The sequence below is a fragment of the Pseudoalteromonas sp. P1-25 genome, assembly GCF_001401805.1.
Taxonomy (GTDB): Bacteria; Pseudomonadota; Gammaproteobacteria; order Enterobacterales; family Alteromonadaceae; genus Pseudoalteromonas.
This window is the reverse complement of record NZ_LKDW01000008.1, coordinates 126,757-146,714: the sequence shown is the minus strand read 5'-3', so window position 1 is coordinate 146,714 and position 19,958 is coordinate 126,757. Positions and strand designations below refer to the sequence as shown.

Below are 19,958 nucleotides of genomic sequence, written 5' to 3'. Positions count from 1 at the left end.
GCAGTTAGTGTAGTTTTACCGTGGTCAACGTGGCCGATTGTACCAACGTTTACGTGCGGTTTTACGCGTTCAAACTTTTCTTTTGCCATCTTAAAAAATTCCTAATTAAGAAATTAAAGCCTGACTCACTATTGAGCCAGACGAGCTAAAATCATATAACAGCGCGAGCTGAAATTATTGTATCTGCAACCTGTTTAGAGGCTTCAGCATACTTCAAAAACTCCATAGAGTAAGAAGCACGGCCCTGTGTTGCAGATCGTAAAGCAGTTGCATAACCAAACATTTCAGAAAGAGGAACTTGGGCATTAACTTGCTTAAGTCCACCTATTGCATCTTCCATGCCTTCGATTATGCCGCGACGACGGTTAAGGTCGCCAACTACATCACCCATGTTTGAGTCAGGAGTGATTACTTCAACCTTCATCATTGGCTCTAAAAGTACAGGGTCAGCTTTAAGCGCCCCCGCTTTCATTGCCATTGAACCTGCAATCTTAAATGCCATTTCATTCGAGTCTACATCATGGAATGAACCATCATATAGAGTCGCTTTAACGCCAAGTAATGGGTAGCCAGCCAGTACACCCTGAGACATTTGCTCTTGGATACCTTTGTCTACCGCAGGGATAAATTCTTTAGGAACCGAACCACCTACTGTTTCGTTAACGAACTCATACGTCGGCGCTTCATCTTCCGAAATATCCATCGGTTCAAGTTTAACCCAGACGTGACCATACTGACCACGACCACCTGATTGACGTACAAACTTCCCTTCAACTTCAACAGTTGAACGGATAGCTTCTCGGTATGCAACCTGCGGCTTACCAACGTTACATTCAACACTGAATTCACGTTTCATACGGTCGACAATGATATCAAGGTGAAGTTCACCCATGCCAGAGATTATAGTCTGGCCTGATTCTTCGTCAGTTTGTACACGAAAAGACGGATCTTCTGCGGCTAGTTTACCTAGTGCTATACCCATCTTATCTTGGTCAGCGATTGTGCGAGGCTCAACCGCAACAGAGATAACTGGCTCTGGGAACTCCATACGCTCTAGCGTAATAATAGAGTTCGGATCACACAGTGTCTCACCTGTTGTTACGTCTTTGAGACCAATAGCTGCCGCAATATCGCCTGCGTGAACTTCTTTGATCTCTTCACGTGAGTTTGAATGCATCTGTACGATACGACCAAATCGCTCACGCTTACCTTTAACTGGGTTATAAACCGCGTCACCCTGTTTAACAGTACCAGAGTAAACACGGAAAAAGGTTAAAGTGCCAACAAACGGGTCTGTTGCAATTTTAAATGCAAGTGCAGCAAACGGCGCTTTATCATCAGCTGGACGTTCTTCCTCAGTTCCATTTTCTAGGATACCTTGGATTTGTTTCACTTGTGTTGGTGCAGGCATGTATTCAACAACGCCATCAAGCACAGCTTGAACGCCTTTGTTTTTAAATGCACTACCACACGTAATGGGAACAATTTCGTTCGCTAATGTGCGTTGACGTAAGGCAGATTTAATTTCTGCTTCACTTAACTCTTCACCTTCTAAGTACTTATCCATTAGTTCTTCAGAGGCTTCAGCTGCACTTTCAACTAAATGAGAGTGCCACTCTTGAGCGAGCTCTTGAAGTTCTGCCGGTATTGCCTCATAAGAGAAAGTCATACCCTGGTCCGCTTCGTTCCAGTTAATGGCTTTCATTTTTATAAGGTCAATAACACCTTTAAAGTCGTCTTCAGCGCCAATAGGCAACTGGATTGGAACAGGCGTTGCTCCAAGACGAGATTTCACCTGGTCAACAACCGTTAAGAAGTCAGCGCCAGTGCGATCCATTTTATTTACGAAGATCATTCTCGGAACTTCGTATTTGTTCGCTTGGCGCCAAACTGTCTCAGTTTGCGGCTGTACACCTGATGAAGCACAAAGAACAACTACCGCACCATCAAGTACACGTAAAGAACGCTCTACTTCGATAGTGAAATCTACGTGTCCTGGCGTATCAATAATATTGATTCGATGGTCGTCAAATTGCGCGTCCATCCCTTTCCAGAAACACGTTGTTGCAGCAGAAGTGATTGTGATACCACGCTCTTGTTCCTGCTCCATCCAATCCATAGTTGCGGCGCCATCATGTACTTCACCGATCTTATGAGAAAGACCCGTGTAGAACAGAACACGTTCTGTTGTGGTGGTTTTGCCTGCATCTACGTGAGCTACTATGCCGATATTACGGTAGCGCTCAAGTGGAGTTGTACGTGCCATATGATCCTCTTAAAGGTTAAGGACAGATTACCAACGGTAATGTGCGAATGCTTTATTCGCTTCAGCCATACGGTGAACGTCTTCACGTTTCTTAACCGCAGTGCCTTTGTTGTCAGCAGCGTCAACGATTTCTTGAGCTAAACGTAAGCCCATAGATTTTTCGCCACGCTTACGTGCAGCGTCTACTAACCAACGCATACCTAATGCGTTGCGACGTACTGGACGTACTTCAACTGGAACTTGATAAGTTGAACCACCAACACGGCGAGATTTAACCTCTACCTGTGGACGGATGTTATCAAGTGCAGATTCAAAGATTTCTAGGTGCGACTTGCCTGATTTCTCAGCAGCCACGTCTAGCGCACCATAAACAATTTTTTCAGCAGTAGATTTCTTGCCGTCTAACATTACGATGTTAACGAATTTAGCAAGAAGTTCCGATCCGAACTTAGGATCTGGAAGAATTTTACGTTGACCTATTACGCGTCTTCTAGGCATTTTGTATCTCCGGTTTATTCAGGTTTGTCCTTTTGGAACAATCACCCAAAACAATAATTAATAATATTTAGTGCTTGGCCTTACTAACGGAAAACAATTAGCCTTTAGGGCGTTTTGCACCGTATTTAGAACGAGCTTGACGACGGTCGCTAACGCCTGCACAGTCAAGTGCACCACGTACAGTGTGAAAACGCACACCTGGTAAATCTTTAACACGACCACCACGGATTAGGATTACACTGTGCTCTTGAAGGTTATGACCTTCACCACCGATGTATGATGTTACTTCGAAACCGTTAGTTAAACGTACACGAGCTACTTTACGTAACGCTGAGTTTGGTTTCTTAGGTGTAGTTGTATATACGCGAGTACATACACCACGCTTTTGCGGACACGCTTTAAGCGCAGCTGAGTTACTTTTAGTAACCTTGCTACGACGTGGCTTACGCACTAGCTGGTTAATAGTTGCCATTTAAATAGCTCCTGAAATTAAAATTACTACTGAAAAAAATAAAAAAATCCGCCCTTTTTACAAGCTTGTAACATACATGCAAGTAAATGGGTGGCGGAATTTTAATGAGCAAAGTTTAACCTGTCAACCTAAACTCATCGTAAGACAGTAGATAACTGCCTTACGATTTATTAATCTGTTGATTAATAAGAGTTTATTGATTTCCAGATAAGTCTGCGTTCAGAGCATCTGTTAGTGCTTGAGTTGCCTCTTCTGCACTTACTGTTTGCTCTTCAACAACTTCACCCTGCTTGCGGCGAGCCATACGGTCTTGGTGATACGCAAAGCCAGTACCGGCTGGGATCAGACGACCCACAATTACGTTTTCTTTCAGACCACGAAGCTCATCGCTCTTACCATTCACGGCGGCATCTGTAAGAACACGTGTTGTTTCTTGGAAAGACGCTGCTGAGATGAAAGATTCTGTTGCAAGTGATGCTTTCGTAATACCCATTAGCTGTATTTCAAACTTCGCTGGGATCTTACCTTGTTTTTCAAGGTCACGATTAGCGATATTAACGCGAGCTACTTCAATTTGCTCACCCGCTAAGAACTCAGTATCACCGCCGTCAAGGATGGTACATTTACGTAGCATCTGACGAATAATTGTTTCAATGTGCTTATCATTGATCTTAACGCCCTGCAAACGGTAAACCTCTTGCACTTCGTTAACAATGTAGTTAGCAACATGAGTCACACCACGTAGGCGTAAGATGTCATGTGGTGATTCAGGACCATCGGCGATAACTTCACCTTTAGACACTTGCTCACCTTCAAACACGTTAAGTTGACGCCACTTAGGAATCATTTCTTCGTAATGATCGCCTTCAGCAGGTGTAATAACTAAACGTTTCTTACCTTTAGTCTCTTTACCGAAGCTAATTGTACCTGTGATTTCAGCTAAGATAGCTGGATCTTTTGGCTTACGTGCTTCAAATAAGTCGGCTACGCGTGGTAGACCACCCGTGATATCACGAGTTTTCGAACCTTCTTGCGGAATACGTGCAAGTACGTCACCTGGGTTTGCTGTAACGCCATCTGTCACTTCAATCGTAGTGAATGAAGGTAGACGTGTTTCCTGCAAGCCGCGCTCTTCACTTTCGATGATAAGCTTAGGCTCTTTCGCATTTACTTTAGCAAGGTCTTTAACAACTACACGGGTTAAGCCGGTTAGTTCATCAGTTTGTGCTTCCGTATTTGAGTCATCAACATCGCTGAACGAGATTTTTGACTTATGCTCAAGAACGATTGGGTGACTATGCGGGTCCCAAGTAGCAACGATGTCGTTACCTTGAACTTCTGCATTGTCTTGTACTGTTAGTACCGCACCGTAAGGTACTTTATAACGCTCTTTTTCACGACCGAAGCTATCAATGATAGTGATTTCAGTTGAACGTGAAGTAATTACAATCTTACCGTCGGTATTAAGTACATACTTAGCGTTATGTAGTTTTAACGTACCGTCAGTTTTAACTTGTACATTGTTTTCAGCTGATGCTCTTGATGCCGCACCACCGATGTGGAATGTACGCATCGTAAGCTGTGTACCCGGCTCACCGATTGATTGTGCCGCGATAACACCTACTGATTCACCTGCGTTGATGATATGACCACGTGCAAGGTCACGACCATAACACTTAGCACATACACCAAAGTCGTTATCACATGTGATAACAGAACGTACGCGAACTTCATCTACTGAGTGCTCTTCTAAAAGGTCACACAGTTTTTCATCAAGCATTACATTACGCTCTACTAATACAGTGTCTGTATTAGGAATAAGCACAGGCTCAGCAACAACACGACCTAGTACACGTTCACGAAGTGCTTCTACAACGTCACCACCTTCAATAAGCGGTTTCATTGTTAAGCCATCTTCTGTGCCACAGTCATCTTCGTTGATTACCAAATCTTGTGCAACGTCTACTAGACGACGCGTTAGGTAACCTGAGTTAGCTGTTTTAAGTGCTGTATCGGCAAGACCTTTACGCGCACCGTGCGTTGAGATGAAGTACTGTAGTACGTTTAGACCTTCACGGAAGTTAGCCGTGATTGGCGTCTCGATGATTGAACCATCTGGACGTGCCATTAGACCACGCATACCTGCTAGCTGACGGATCTGAGCGGCACTACCACGAGCACCTGAGTCGGCCATCATAAACACTGAGTTAAATGACGGTTGCTCTTCTTCTTCACCTTTAGCATTGATAACCGTGTCTTTTGACAAGTTGGCCATCATTTCACGTGATAAGTTTTCATTTACACGTGACCAGATATCGATAACTTTGTTGTACTTTTCACCAGCCGTTACAAGACCTGATTGGAATTGTTGGTTGATTTCAGTTACTTCAGCTTCAGCTGATTCAATGATTGATGCTTTAACTGGTGGGATAACTAAGTCATCGATACCAATTGAAACACCTGACTTCATTGCGTAGTGGAAACCGGTGTACATAACTTGGTCAGCAAACACAACAGTGTCTTTAAGACCTAGACGACGGTAACACTCGTTTAATAAGCCAGAAATCTGCTTTTTACCTAATGCTTGGTTGATTGACTCAAACGGCATACCTTTAGGTAAAATTAGAGACAGAATTGCACGACCAACAGTAGTGTCGATAAGCGTTACAGTGTCTTCAACAACACCTGCTTCGTTAGTGATTGACTGACTAATACGCACTTTAACGCGTGCGTGAAGTTCTGCGTTACCACTACGGTATGCTTTTTCTGCTTCTTTAGGATCTTTAAATACAATGCCTTCGCCTTTCGCATTAATGCGATCGCGCGTCATGTAGTAAAGACCTAATACAACATCCTGTGAAGGAACGATGATTGGCTCACCATTCGCTGGAGATAGAATGTTGTTAGTAGACATCATTAGTGCACGAGCTTCTAACTGAGCTTCAAGCGTTAACGGTACGTGTACCGCCATTTGGTCACCATCGAAGTCGGCGTTGTAAGCCGCACAAACTAATGGGTGTAAATGGATTGCTTTACCTTCAATTAGTACAGGTTCGAACGCTTGGATACCTAAACGGTGAAGTGTAGGTGCACGGTTAAGTAGTACTGGATGTTCACGAATTACTTCGTCTAGTACATCCCATACTTCCGCTACTTCGCGCTCTACCATTTTCTTAGCAGCTTTGATTGTCGTAGCCATGCCGCGACGCTCTAATTTGCCATAGATGAATGGTTTGAATAGCTCAAGTGCCATCTTCTTAGGAAGACCACATTGGTGAAGCTTAAGTGTAGGACCAACCGTGATTACAGAACGGCCAGAGTAATCTACACGCTTACCAAGTAAGTTCTGACGGAAACGACCTTGCTTACCCTTGATCATATCAGCAAGAGATTTAAGCGGACGCTTGTTAGAACCTGTAATTGCACGACCACGACGACCGTTATCAAGTAGCGCATCTACCGCTTCTTGTAACATACGTTTTTCGTTGCGTACGATAATATCTGGTGCAGCTAAATCTAATAGACGCTTAAGACGGTTATTACGGTTAATAACACGACGGTAAAGGTCATTTAGATCAGATGTCGCAAAACGACCACCGTCTAGTGGTACTAATGGACGTAAGTCAGGTGGCAATACTGGAAGTACTGTCATGATCATCCACTCAGGGTTATTACCTGATTGGTGGAACGATTCCATTAACTTAAGACGCTTAGTGATCTTTTTACGCTTAGTTTCAGAGTTAATTGTTGGTAACTCTTCACGCATTTCTGCAATTAGTTGGCCAAGATCAAGTTCACGAAGCAAGTCTAATACTGCTTCTGCACCCATCTTCGCTTCAAACTCATCACCGTGCTCTTCAAGCGCATCTAAGTATTCTTCTTCACCTAATAGTTGACCACGCTCAAGCGTTGTCATACCAGGCTCAGTTACTACGAATGATTCGAAGTAAAGAACACGTTCAATATCACGAAGTGTCATATCAAGCATTAAGCCAATACGAGACGGTAATGATTTTAAAAACCATATATGTGCTACTGGGCTCGCAAGGTCGATATGACCCATACGATCACGACGCACTTTTGTAAGTGTAACTTCAACGCCACACTTCTCACAGATCACACCACGGTGTTTAAGGCGTTTATATTTACCACATAAACACTCATAATCTTTCACTGGGCCGAAAATACGGGCACAGAATAAGCCATCGCGCTCAGGCTTGAAAGTACGGTAGTTAATAGTCTCAGGTTTCTTTACTTCACCGTATGACCATGAACGAACCATGTCTGGTGAAGCAAGACCAATGCGAATTGCATCGAATTCTTCGGTCTTATTTTGTTGCTTCAGAAACTTAAGTAAGTCTTTCACCTTAGCTCTCCTGTCGGAGTTAATCTTGAGGGCGGATAACCTCGCCCCTACATTCTATTCAGCCGTAACAGATGCTGCAGGGTTAACTGCAGCATCTAATTGGCTTAATTTTCTTCCAACTCGATGTTGATACCCAGTGAGCGGATTTCTTTCAACAATACGTTGAACGATTCTGGCATACCTGGTTCCATCTTATGGTTACCATCAACGATGTTTTTATACATCTTAGTACGACCGTTCACGTCATCCGATTTCACTGTTAGCATTTCTTGTAGCGTGTAAGCAGCACCGTAAGCTTCAAGTGCCCATACTTCCATCTCACCAAAACGCTGGCCACCGAACTGTGCTTTACCACCCAGCGGCTGCTGAGTAACAAGGCTGTAAGAACCAGTTGAACGTGCGTGCATCTTATCGTCAACCAAGTGGTTAAGTTTAAGCATGTACATGTAACCTACAGTTACTTGACGTTCAAACTGATCGCCAGTACGGCCATCATAGAGTGTAACCTGACCACTTCTTGGGTATCCACCAAGCTCTAGCATGTCTTTGATTTCGTCTTCTTTAGCGCCATCAAATGCAGGAGTAGCGATTGGTAAACCACCTTTTAAGTTATCAGCTAAACGACGAATTTCATCATCAGAGAAGCTAGCAATATCTACTTCTTGACGAGATTCACCGATTTCGTAAGCTTGCTTGATGAATTCACGTAGCTCATGTAGCTCACGTTGTTCCTTCATCATTTCCTCTAAGCGCTCACCAATACCACGTGCAGCTAGACCCATATGTGTTTCAAGGATCTGACCGATGTTCATTCGTGATGGTACACCTAGTGGATTTAGTACGATATCTACCGTACGACCTTTATCATCGTATGGCATATCTTCTACTGGTACGATAGTCGAGATAACACCTTTGTTACCGTGACGACCCGCCATTTTATCACCCGGTTGGATACGACGTTTAACAGCTAGGTATACTTTAACAATCTTAAGTACGCCTGGTGCTAAGTCATCACCTTGAGTAATTTTACGACGTTTGTTTTCAAACTTCTTATCGTATTCAGCTTTAAGCTCATCGTACTGTGCAGCTAGTTGCTCAAGTTCAGCTTGCTTGTCTTCTTGTGCAAGACTTTGAGTAAGTAGCTTTTCAGCATTTAGTGACGCTAAGTTGTCTTCATCGAAGCCTGCTGAAGCTAGTAGCTTGCGAGCACGGTCTAAAACACCGGCTTCTAGAATACGGAACTCTTCGTTGAAGTCTTTCTTCGCTTCGCGAAGCTGCATGTCTTCAACTTCTAACGCACGCTTATCTTTTTCAACACCATCACGGGTGAAAACTTGTACGTCAATTACAGTACCAGTTACAGAGTTTGGTACACGTAAAGAGCTGTCTTTAACGTCAGACGCTTTTTCGCCGAAGATAGCACGTAGTAGCTTTTCTTCAGGTGTTAATTGCGTCTCGCCTTTCGGAGTCACTTTACCTACTAGGATATCGCCGCCTTTAACTTCAGCACCAATATAAACAACGCCTGATTCATCAAGCTTGCCTAGCGCAGACTCACCCACATTCGGGATATCTGCAGTGATCTCTTCAGGACCTAATTTAGTATCACGGGCAACACACTGTAGTTCTTGAATGTGGATAGTCGTTAGACGATCTTCTTCAACTACGCGCTCTGATAGTAAGATTGAATCCTCGAAGTTATAACCGTTCCATGGCATGAATGCCACGCGAAGGTTTTGACCAAGGGCTAAGTCACCTAAGTCAGTCGAAGGACCATCTGCTAACACGTCACCACGAGTAACCGGTTCACCAACCATGCACGTTGGTTTTTGGTTAATACATGTATTTTGGTTAGAACGTGTGTATTTAGTAAGGTTATAAATGTCGATGCCCGCTTCACCAGGAATACGCTCATCATCATTTACATTTACAACGATGCGGCTAGCATCGGCGTACATTACCTCACCACCACGTTTAGCAACAATCGTTACACCAGAGTCTTTCGCTAGTGTTAACTCAATACCAGTACCTACTAACGGCTTATCCGCTTTCAATGTTGGTACTGCTTGACGTTGCATGTTTGAACCCATCAATGCACGGTTAGCATCATCGTGTTCTAGGAACGGGATAAGTGCTGCCGCTACAGAGATCACCTGTTGTGGTGATACATCCATATATTGCTGATCCATGCGGCCCATAAAGGTTGATTCACCTTTGTGACGACACGGGATAAGTTCATCAACAAACTCATTGGTTTCGGTTAAGTTTGAGTTCGCCTGTGCGATAACAAACTGACCTTCTTCAATGGCTGATAAATAATCAACTTCATCAGTTACTACACCATCTACCACTTTACGGTAAGGTGTTTCTAAGAAACCGTAATCATTTGTACGTGCGTACGTAGATAACGAGTTAATTAGACCGATGTTTGGACCCTCAGGAGTCTCGATTGGACATACGCGACCGTAGTGAGTTACGTGAACGTCACGTACTTCAAAGCCAGCGCGCTCACGTGTTAGACCGCCCGGACCTAATGCAGAAATACGACGCTTGTGCGTTACTTCTGATAGCGGGTTATTTTGGTCCATAAACTGTGATAACTGAGACGAACCGAAGAACTCTTTCACCGCTGCCGAAATAGGCTTAGCGTTAATAAGGTCTTGTGGCATGATCGCGTCAAGGTCACCTAAGCTTAAACGCTCACGTACAGCACGTTCTACACGTACTAGACCAACACGGAATTGGTTCTCAGCCATTTCGCCAACACTACGGATACGACGGTTGCCTAAGTGGTCAATATCATCAACATCGCCTTGACCGTTACGAATAGCAATTAATACTTTCATAACAGCTACAATGTCTTCTTTGCTTAATGTGCCAGGGCCTGTGTCTGTATCATAACCAACACGGCTATTGAACTTCATACGACCTACAGTAGATAAGTCATAACGTTCTTCTGAGAAGAATAGGTTCTCAAATAAGGCTTCAGCCGCGTCTTTCGTCGGTGGCTCGCCTGGGCGCATCATGCGGTAAATTTCTACTAATGCTTCTAAACGGTTGCTTGATGAGTCAATATTTAATGTATTTGACATGTAAGCGCCGCTGTCCACTTCATTGATGTATAACGTATCAATTTTAGTGTGACCTGCTTTAACCAATTCAGCCATCAACTCTAGTGATAGCTCGTCATTAGCGTTTGCAATAACTTCACCTGTTGATTCATCAACATAGTTTTTAGCTACAATACGGCCAATGATGTACTCATGTGGTACTTCTAATTGATTAATGCCTTTTTTCTCGATGCTCTTGATGTGGCGTGCCGTAATACGACGACCGCTTTCAACAAGTACTTCACCGTCTTCGCCTTTGATATCAAAAGCGGCAGTTTCACCACGTAAACGTGAAGGCACAAGTTCCATAAGAACTTTACCGTCAGTTACTTCAAACGCAGTGGTGTCGAAGAACATATCTAGGATTTCTTCGCTAGAGTACTCAAGTGCACGTAAAATAATAGACGCCGGTAATTTACGACGACGGTCTATACGTACATATAAGTTATCTTTTGCATCAAATTCGAAGTCTAACCATGAACCACGGTAAGGAATAACGCGTGCGTTATATAATACTTTACCCGATGAATGGGTTTTACCGCGGTCGTTATCAAAGAATACACCAGGGCTACGGTGTAGCTGAGAAACGATAACACGCTCTGTACCATTGATTACAAAAGTACCGGTATCAGTCATGAGCGGAATTTCGCCCATGTAAACTTCTTGCTCTTTAATGTCTTTAACTGTGCCTGGAGCTTCTTTGTCCATAACTACAAGACGCAGTTTCACGCGAAGTGGAGCAGAATAAGTCACACCGCGAATTTGACATTCTTTTACATCGAATACTGGCTCACCAATACGATAACTTACGTATTGAAGCTCAGAATTTCCCGAGTAGCTTTTAATAGGGAACACAGAACGGAAGGCTGCTTCCAAACCATGATCGCCATCAGCGTCTGGGACTAAGAATTTTTTAAACGATTCTAACTGTGTCGACAGTAAGAAAGGTATATCCAAAACTTGTGGACGTTTACCAAAATCCTTACGGATACGTTTCTTTTCAGAATAAGAGTAAGCCATGGGGTTCCTCAGCTTGCTGATCTTTGACCCGACCTGTTCTTGTAAGAACAGACTTAACTGGCATCTATGCCAAGATTTACAACATTTAATTGTTGTTCTAATTAACTCCGCCCCTGCAACACTAGCAAACTATAAAGCGTTGAAAGTAAAGAGAAAATCAGATTTTATTTGAGCTACAGGAATACATAACTCTATAGCGCAAAAAGGCCGGTGATTAAATAATCACCAGCCCTTGCCTGATTACTCAGGCAGCGAACCTAGCGTGAGCTAGATTACTTAACCTCAACTTCAGCACCAGCTTCAGTAAGGTCTTTTTGAAGTGCTTCAGCTTCTTCTTTAGATACACCTTCTTTGATAGGTGCAGGAGCAGCTTCAACAAGCGCTTTCGCTTCTTTAAGGCCTAGGCCAGTTGCGCTACGTACAGCTTTGATTGCCGCAACCTTGTTAGCGCCAGCGCCAGTAAGGATTACGTCAAATTCAGTTTTCTCTTCAGCAGCTTCAGCAGCAGGACCTGCTACCATAGCAGCTGCAGCAGTTACGCCGAATTTTTCTTCCATTGCTTCAACAAGAGCAACAACGTCCATTACTGACATTTCAGCAATCGCGTCAAGGATTTGGTCTTTAGTTACAGACATTACAAATTTCCTAATAATTAACGGACTCTAGGTCCAAATAAATTTTACACCGAAAGGGAGGTTAAACAGCTTAAAATTAAGCAGCTTGCTCTTCTTTCTGTACACGTACTGCTTCAATTGTTTTACACAATTTGCCAGCAGACGCTTCTTTCATAGCGCTCATTAAGCGTGCAACAGCTTCATCGTATGTAGGTAATGTAGCAAGCATTGCTGCATCTACAACATTTCCTTCAAAAGCGGCCGTTTTAACTTCGAATTTCTCATTCTTTTTCGCGAAATCTGAGAAGATACGCGCAGCAGCACCTGGGTGCTCTGATGAGAAAGCGATTAAGCTTGGACCAACTAACGAATCAGATAGACATTCAAACTCAGTACCTTCAACAGCACGTTTTGCTAGAGTGTTACGAACAACTTTCATCCATACACCAGCTTCACGCGCTTCTTTACGAAGGGCTGTAATTGCGCCTACTGTTACACCACGAGAATCTGCAACAACTGCAGAAAGAGCACCATTGGCTGCTTCGTTGACTTCAGCAACAATTGCTTTTTTGCCTTGAAGATTTAAAGCCATGGGTGTTACTCCTGGTTTAATGGGTCGCCGACACTCGGCTTCCCTGTTTTACTCTTCCCTACCAAAAAACTGATAGAGATGCTTTTTACGGCGAGAGCCAGAAGAGATTAGGAAAATCTATCTGGGGATTCACACCGTCTACGTAGGTAATATTAAGGCCGAAGCCGCCTACGGTCTTGGACGGAAGCCCAATTTATCGCATCACTCAAGAGCTTAGCGAAATTATGGACTTCAACCCGAATTCTTTACTTGTTAAACAATAAATTATTCAACAAAATGGCGCAAAATTATAGTACAAATTTCACGCCATGTAAACACCTATTAAGCTACAGAAGTGCTTAACGTGTTTTGGTCAACAGCAACACCTGCGCCCATTGTTGTAGAGATGGTTACTTTCTTAACGTAAACACCTTTAGCTTGAGAAGGTTTAGCCTTCTTAAGCGCAACGATTAGAGCTTCAAGGTTTTGTTGAATTTGCTCAGCAGTGAAATCAACCTTACCGATAGTAGTATGGATGATACCATTTTTGTCATTACGGTAACGTACTTGACCTGCTTTCGCGTTTTTAACTGCTTCTGCAACGTTAGGCGTTACAGTACCAGTTTTAGGGTTAGGCATAAGACCACGTGGACCTAAGATTTGACCTAGTTGACCAACAACACGCATCGCGTCTGGTGATGCAACAACAACGTCAAAATCCATCTCGCCTTTCTTAACTAGCTCAGCAAGATCTTCCATGCCTACTAATTCAGCACCGGCTTCTTTTGCAGCTTCTGCATTAGCGCCTTGAGTGAATACAGCAACACGAACATCACGGCCAGTACCGTGAGGTAGTACAGTTGCACCACGAACGTTCTGGTCAGATTTACGAGCGTCAATACCAAGGTTAACAGCAACGTCAACACTTTCTACGAATTTAGCTGTTGCTAATTCTTTTAAAAGAGCAACTGCTTCATTGATTTCGTAATCTTTAGTTACTTCCACTTTTTCGCGGATAGTACGCATACGTTTAGTTAATTTAGCCATTTCTTAGTCCTCTACGTTCAAGCCCATCGCACGCGCAGAACCTGCGATAGTGCGAACCGCAGCGTCCATATCAGCCGCTGTAAGGTCAGCTCGTTTTGTCTCAACGATCTCTTCAAGTTGAGCACGAGTTACTGTGCCTACTTTTTCAGTGTTAGGACGGCCTGAGCCTGATTTGATACCAGCAGCTTTCTTAAGTAAGTAAGCAGCAGGTGGCGTTTTCATATCGAACGTAAATGAACGGTCACCGTAAACAGAGATCACTACAGGAACTGGAGCGCCTTTTTCGATAGACTCTGTACGCGCGTTAAACGCTTTACAGAATTCCATGATGTTTACACCGTGTTGACCTAGTGCAGGACCTACTGGAGGACTAGGATTAGCCATACCAGCGGCAACTTGTAGCTTGATTAAAGCTTCAACTTTTTTAGCCATTATAAATACCTCATTTGGTGGGTCTTAGCCTTGTGCGCGCGAGGACGCGTACTCTAACGGCTTCCCAGTTTAAAAATTGGTTTCGTACTTTTTGCGAGCAAAAATAAATTTTTGCCGTAATACAAAAAGGCCGCTGATTATAAGTTAATCAGCGGCCTTTTTCAAGCTTCGTGCCAAAATTTAAGTAAATAATGGCGAAGCTTTTTTAATCAATTACTTATCTTGTTCAACTTGACCAAATTCAAGTTCAACCGGTGTAGAACGACCAAAAATAAGTACCGACACTTTTACGCGGCTCTTTTCGTAGTCAACTTCTTCAACCACACCGCTAAAGTCAGCAAATGGACCATCAGTTACACGAACAACTTCACCTGGCTCAAATAATGTAGCTGGTTTAGGTGCTTCAGCGTTCTCTTGTAAGCGGTTAAGAATGCGTTCTGCTTCTTTAGAACTAATAGGCGCTGGACGGTCAGACGTACCACCAATAAAGCCCATTACACGTTCAGTGCTGTTCACTAAGTGCCAGCTTGCATCGTTCATATCCATTTGTACTAGTACGTAACCTGGGAAGAATTTACGCTCAGATTTACGCTTTTGACCGGCGCGCATCTCAACAACTTCTTCTGTTGGTACTAATATTTCACCAAAGCTCTCTTCAAGACCTTCAATTTTAATGTGCTCTGATAACGTTTGCGCTACACGCTTTTCGTAACCAGAGAATGCTTGTACAACGTACCAGCGTAATTTAATTTCTTTGTTCTCATCCGACATGGGATCAGATCTCCAATCCAGTTAAAAAGCCTACAGCGCGGAATAAAATGCCATCTAATCCCCAAAGGATAAGCGCCATAATCACTGTTGCAACCATTACGATTAATGTCGTGTGGGTAGTTTCTTGACGCGTTGGCCAAACAACTTTGCGTACTTCAATGCGTGCTTCTTTAGCAAATGCTAAAAAGTCACGGCCTTTAGCGGTTTGCGAGGCAATACCTAAACCTGCTGCTATAGCAACCACAACGCCAATTGCACGTAGTAATACAGACTGATCTGCAAACATGTGATTACCAACAACTGCGCCTGCAAGTAGCGCGATTGCTACTAACCACTTTACCGACTCCATCGCACTTGATGGTGTTTCTACATTCGTGCTCATAATATTATTACCTTAACTACAGACACAACAACCCTACACAACGGCAGGGTTAATCCATTAAAATCTAAACTTAAAAACAGACTTATTTAAACCGATTTTTAACCCCAGACTTACTCAACTTATGAGTAAAAATGGCAGGGGCGGAGAGATTCGAACTCCCAACCGTCGGTTTTGGAGACCGCTGTTCTACCAATTGGAACTACGCCCCTGCAAAGTGGATGCCTATTATACTTACGCAAATCATTAACACAAGCCTAAAAGATACCCACTTAGCAAAATCTCTTTAATGCACTAATAAATCCATCTTAACATTGATTAAAAAGCCGTTTATGATTGTACTAATTTTAGGGAAATACACCACGATAGGATATCCGTGAACACACTTCTAACAGTTATTAAATATCAAATTATTTGCACTCTTTTACTCTGCCATTGTGGTGTTTTTGCAAAACCTATCTATCTCGATACTTACACAAGCGAACAAGGGTTATCGCAAAACTCCATCACCTGCAGCACAACAGATAACGCGGGGTTTTATTGGTTTGCCACCCAAGGGGGATTAAACAAATTTGATGGCTACGAATTTAAGCATTATAAATTTGACCCATCCCAAAATAGTATTTCAGGCAACTGGATTACTGATTGTTTTAACTTTTCAAACAAGTACATATGGTTTTCTACAGCTGCAAATGGGTTAAATTTATTGGATACTGAAACAGGTAAATTCAAAGTATATAATCAGTTTTCTGCACCTCTCCTAAGCAACTCAGCTATTTTTTCAATCACCTCACAAGACAAAACAACACTTTGGATTGGTCATGATAAAGGCCAGCTTAGTCAATTAAACACAAAAACAAATAAAATAAAGCTATTTACCTATCCAAACTTACAGCAGGCAAATATCGAATTTAAAGACATAATGTTTGGTCAACAAAATACTCTTTGGTTGGCAAGTAATATAGGGCTTATTAAGTTCGATACTATAACTGAGAAGTTTACACTCATAGCCAACAGTCCTAAACAACTTTGGCGTTTGAAAAACGCCCCTGATAACCAAATATTATTAGGAAGTAAAATGGGCCTTGCCTCGTTTAACCCCACGACCGCTGAATTTCATCATATTGAACAATTAAAAGATCATTGGGTAACAGATATACTATTGGATGATGAATACACCTTATTAGTTAGCACTTATGGACAGGGCCTATTCAGCCAATCATTTACCTCTTTATCAAACAACAAATTTGAACAAGTATCCTACTCGCCATCAGAAAAACATGGTTTAGCCAATGACCATCTTTTATCACTTTATCAAGACCCAACAGGAATCATTTGGATAGGCACAGATGGTTATGGACTGCATCGGTATGACAAAAAACAATCCCAGTTTGGCCACCAAAAACATTTGCCCAATGACCCAACGTCTATATCACATGATTTCGTAAGGGCCATACTCAAAGACAGCCGCAATACTCTGTGGATAGGTACACGCGATGGGCTAAATAAACAGACACCAAAAGGCTTTAACCGTTATAAAGTTGATAACGCACAGGACAAAGGTTTTACTAATAGTAATATTTTCAGCCTTTATGAAGATAACAAGCAGCGTGTTTGGATAGGTACATATGGCGGGGGGTTGTTGCTGTATAATCCAATTGATGACAGTTTCTCTTCATTTACTGTGCAAAGCCATAAACTTAGCAGCAATCGCATATATGCCATTACTGAAGACGACAGTGGCAATTTATGGCTTGGCGGCAATAATGGTTTAACTCGATTTAACCCTGATACGCTTGAAGTAACGCATTTTAAGTACGATAAACAAACTAATAGCATTTCAAATAACACTATTTTTAGTATTACATATGACACTCACAATAATGTTGTATGGGTAGGAACGCGAGAAGGTTTAAATAAGCTCTCTATAAATGACGAAACATTTACACACTATAAAAGCCATTTAAATGAGCCTAATAGTATTACCCATAATATGGTTACTTCTTTATATTTAGAGGACAAAAACACTCTATGGGTAGGCACATTTAACGGGTTAAACAAATTAGACATAGCGACGAATAAGATAATAAAAATAACTCAATTTGACGGTTTAATTAATGAAAATATTTTTGCAATAAAACAAGATAATAGTGGCAACTTATGGCTAAGTAGCAATCAAGGCTTAACTCGCTACTCTGATGGGACGAAACAGATGCTGCATTTTTTACCCGCTAATGGGGTGCAGCATAATTCCTTTATTTTAGGAGCCGCTTTCAAAGCAGCCAATGGCGAACTTTTCTTTGGTGGCATTAATGGTTTTAATCAGTTTGATCCGTTATCACTTTCTCTCTCATCATCACCACCACAGCCTGTTATTACCGATTTACTTATTTATAACCAGCCAACATCATCCGCGCAATACAGTAAAAGTAAAGAGTTAACTCCTAAACTGATAAACTATACCAGTGAGCTTTTTCTAAAAGAAAAAGAAGATGTGGTTGGTTTTAAGTTTTCTGCACTGAAAAGTGCCGCAGCCCCCTCACAGTATCAGTATGCCTATAAATTAAAAGGGCTTAACAAACAATTCATATATGCAGACCAAAGCCAAAGGCAAGTGAATTACTCCTTACTTCCTGCAGGAAATTACAAATTAATTTTAAAAGCGAAAAGTCAATACGGTCACTGGAGCAACGATAAAACCGTGCTTAACATTACGGTGGTTCCGCCATGGTGGAAAAGCAAAGTAGCTTATGCAAGTTACATTTTAATTGTACTTGCATTAACTTGGTTAATTATCGCTTTAAAATATAGAGCAAAGGTAGCAGAACAAGAACGAAAAAAAGAGCAAGAGCTTAGCCATTTAAAAACACAATTATTAGATAACGTAAGTCACGAACTAAAAACCCCTTTAAGCTTAATAATGGCGCCTCTAGCAACTCTTAAAAAGCGTCATACTGATGACGATACCCAACAAAAACTGGCAATGATTCACCGCAACACTCAAAAGTTATTAAATCAAATAAATCAGCTTTTACAATTAAGTCAGCGCCCAAGCACAATGATCCAGCATGTTTCACCTTACCCATTAAAGCCACTTATTGTTCAAATAATTGAAGACTTTTCGCCTTTATTTGAGCAAAAGGCAATTGAATTTAAATATAAAGATTTAACCTCGCAAGAGTGCTATATAACCATGGAACATGAGCATGTAATTTCAATTATTACTAATCTTTTAAGTAATGCACAAAAGTACACGTTAAATAATGGGCACGTATCGTTAACACTTTCGCAAGAGAATAAGGAAGTTGTTATCTCTGTATCTGATACTGGCGTAGGTATAAAGCCACAAGATAAGGCGCGTATTTTTGAACGATTTACCCGTGTCAGTCCTATAAAACAACATGGCAATGGTATTGGCTTAGCGCTCGTAAAACAATTAACGCAGCAATATGGGGGTACAGTCGCTGTAACAAGCGAAATTGACCAAGGCAGTTGTTTTACAATTTCATTACCTACTGCGTGCCCTTCTGTAACGCGCTATATTCCTATGAAAGAGTCCATAAAGCCTTTAAATAAGCATAAGATCCTAATTATTGAAGATAATGAGGAAATGCGAAGTTTGCTTACCTCTATTTTCTTTGAGCGCTATAAGTGTATGAGCGCACATAATGGTGAAGACGGCCTAGTCTTATGCAAAAAAGAAATGCCTGATTTAATAATTAGTGATGTCATGATGCCTGTTATGGACGGCTATCAATTTATTTCAGCACTGCGCAACGATATAGCTATAAGCCATATTCCTACTCTATTGCTTTCAGCAAAAGCCGATACAAACAGCAAGTTAAAAGGTTTAGATTTACTCGCAGATGACTATCTAAGCAAACCTTTTGAACCTGAACTTTTACTTAGTCGCGTTCAAGGGCTTTTAACAATCAGAGAAGTTCTTAACCAACACTTACAAAAGCAGCTACCGGCCTTATCAGCATCAGTTAAACTCGACCCACAAATGGTACAAAGTAAAGATTATGAGTTTACCGAACGAGTTAAAACAGTCGTAAAAGAAAATTACTATAACGAAGAGTTTAGTGTTGAAGACTTTGCCGATTCGCTATGTTTAAGCCCAAGGGCTTTACAATTAAAAATGAAAGCACTCTACAATTTAACCCCGAGTGATTACATTCGAAATACACGCCTAGAGCTCGCTCAATCACTATTGAGCGAGAGCGACCTTGCCATTGGATTGGTAGCACAAAAAGTGGGGTTTAGTTCACAAAGTTATTTTGCTAGGTGCTTTAAGGCAAAGTACCAAGTCTCACCTAAACAATTTCGCGATAAACATACAAAAGTTCGTGTGTGTGACTAAGATTTTCGTTTCAGTACTATTTTTAACCTATTGATTTAAATACATTAAC

At 41.9% G+C, this 19,958-nt stretch carries 13 protein-coding genes and 1 tRNA gene; 1 reads left to right on the top strand and 13 read right to left on the bottom strand.

Features of this window, described 5'->3' with window-relative positions; translation table 11 throughout:
* From AN393_RS07630 to AN393_RS07570, 13 genes are all read right to left on the bottom strand, one after another.
* Positions 1–89, bottom strand: an 89-nt coding sequence (locus tag AN393_RS07630) for a GTP-binding protein (protein ID WP_233997923.1), incomplete at its 3' end; no start/stop codon positions are given.
* Between the two features lie 62 nt (positions 90–151).
* Positions 152–2,266: an elongation factor G gene (gene fusA, locus AN393_RS07625; RefSeq protein ID WP_055015583.1), complete on the bottom strand. Its 2,115-nt coding sequence runs from the start codon at positions 2,264–2,266 to the stop codon at positions 152–154.
* A gap of 27 nt (positions 2,267–2,293) precedes the next feature.
* On the bottom strand, positions 2,294–2,764 hold the full coding sequence (gene rpsG, locus AN393_RS07620; protein WP_004588211.1) for a 30S ribosomal protein S7: 471 nt from the start codon (positions 2,762–2,764) through the stop codon (positions 2,294–2,296).
* 97 nt (positions 2,765–2,861) lie between these two features.
* Complete coding sequence (rpsL, locus tag AN393_RS07615; protein WP_002958885.1) at positions 2,862–3,236, bottom strand: 30S ribosomal protein S12; 375 nt, start codon at positions 3,234–3,236, stop codon at positions 2,862–2,864.
* Between the two features lie 193 nt (positions 3,237–3,429).
* The gene (rpoC, locus tag AN393_RS07610; RefSeq protein ID WP_055015584.1) at positions 3,430–7,602 is read right to left on the bottom strand and encodes a DNA-directed RNA polymerase subunit beta'; all 4,173 of its coding nucleotides are present in this window, start codon (positions 7,600–7,602) and stop codon (positions 3,430–3,432) included.
* Positions 7,603–7,706: 104 nt separating this feature from the next.
* On the bottom strand, positions 7,707–11,732 hold the full coding sequence (gene rpoB, locus AN393_RS07605) for a DNA-directed RNA polymerase subunit beta (protein WP_055015585.1): 4,026 nt from the start codon (positions 11,730–11,732) through the stop codon (positions 7,707–7,709).
* 272 nt (positions 11,733–12,004) lie between these two features.
* Positions 12,005–12,367: a 50S ribosomal protein L7/L12 gene (rplL, locus tag AN393_RS07600; RefSeq protein ID WP_004588208.1), complete on the bottom strand. Its 363-nt coding sequence runs from the start codon at positions 12,365–12,367 to the stop codon at positions 12,005–12,007.
* 76 nt (positions 12,368–12,443) lie between these two features.
* Positions 12,444–12,938: a 50S ribosomal protein L10 gene (gene rplJ, locus AN393_RS07595; protein ID WP_055015586.1), complete on the bottom strand. Its 495-nt coding sequence runs from the start codon at positions 12,936–12,938 to the stop codon at positions 12,444–12,446.
* A 321-nt stretch (positions 12,939–13,259) separates the two neighbouring features.
* Entirely contained in the window at positions 13,260–13,964 is a 705-nt protein-coding gene (rplA, locus tag AN393_RS07590) for a 50S ribosomal protein L1 (RefSeq protein ID WP_055015587.1), read from the bottom strand.
* Between the two features lie 3 nt (positions 13,965–13,967).
* On the bottom strand, positions 13,968–14,396 hold the full coding sequence (gene rplK / locus AN393_RS07585) for a 50S ribosomal protein L11 (RefSeq protein ID WP_004588205.1): 429 nt from the start codon (positions 14,394–14,396) through the stop codon (positions 13,968–13,970).
* 213 nt (positions 14,397–14,609) lie between these two features.
* Positions 14,610–15,167, bottom strand: a complete 558-nt coding sequence (gene nusG, locus AN393_RS07580; protein ID WP_024032045.1) for a transcription termination/antitermination protein NusG — start codon at positions 15,165–15,167, stop codon at positions 14,610–14,612.
* Positions 15,168–15,171: 4 nt separating this feature from the next.
* Complete coding sequence (gene secE / locus AN393_RS07575) at positions 15,172–15,549, bottom strand: preprotein translocase subunit SecE (protein ID WP_004588203.1); 378 nt, start codon at positions 15,547–15,549, stop codon at positions 15,172–15,174.
* A 132-nt stretch (positions 15,550–15,681) separates the two neighbouring features.
* A tRNA-Trp gene (locus tag AN393_RS07570) sits at positions 15,682–15,758 on the bottom strand.
* Positions 15,759–15,922: 164 nt separating this feature from the next.
* Between AN393_RS07570 and AN393_RS07565 the strand changes: the two genes are divergently transcribed.
* Positions 15,923–19,909, top strand: coding sequence for a hybrid sensor histidine kinase/response regulator transcription factor (locus tag AN393_RS07565; RefSeq protein WP_055015588.1), 3,987 nt, complete (start codon positions 15,923–15,925; stop codon positions 19,907–19,909).
* Positions 19,910–19,958 lie beyond the last annotated feature (49 nt).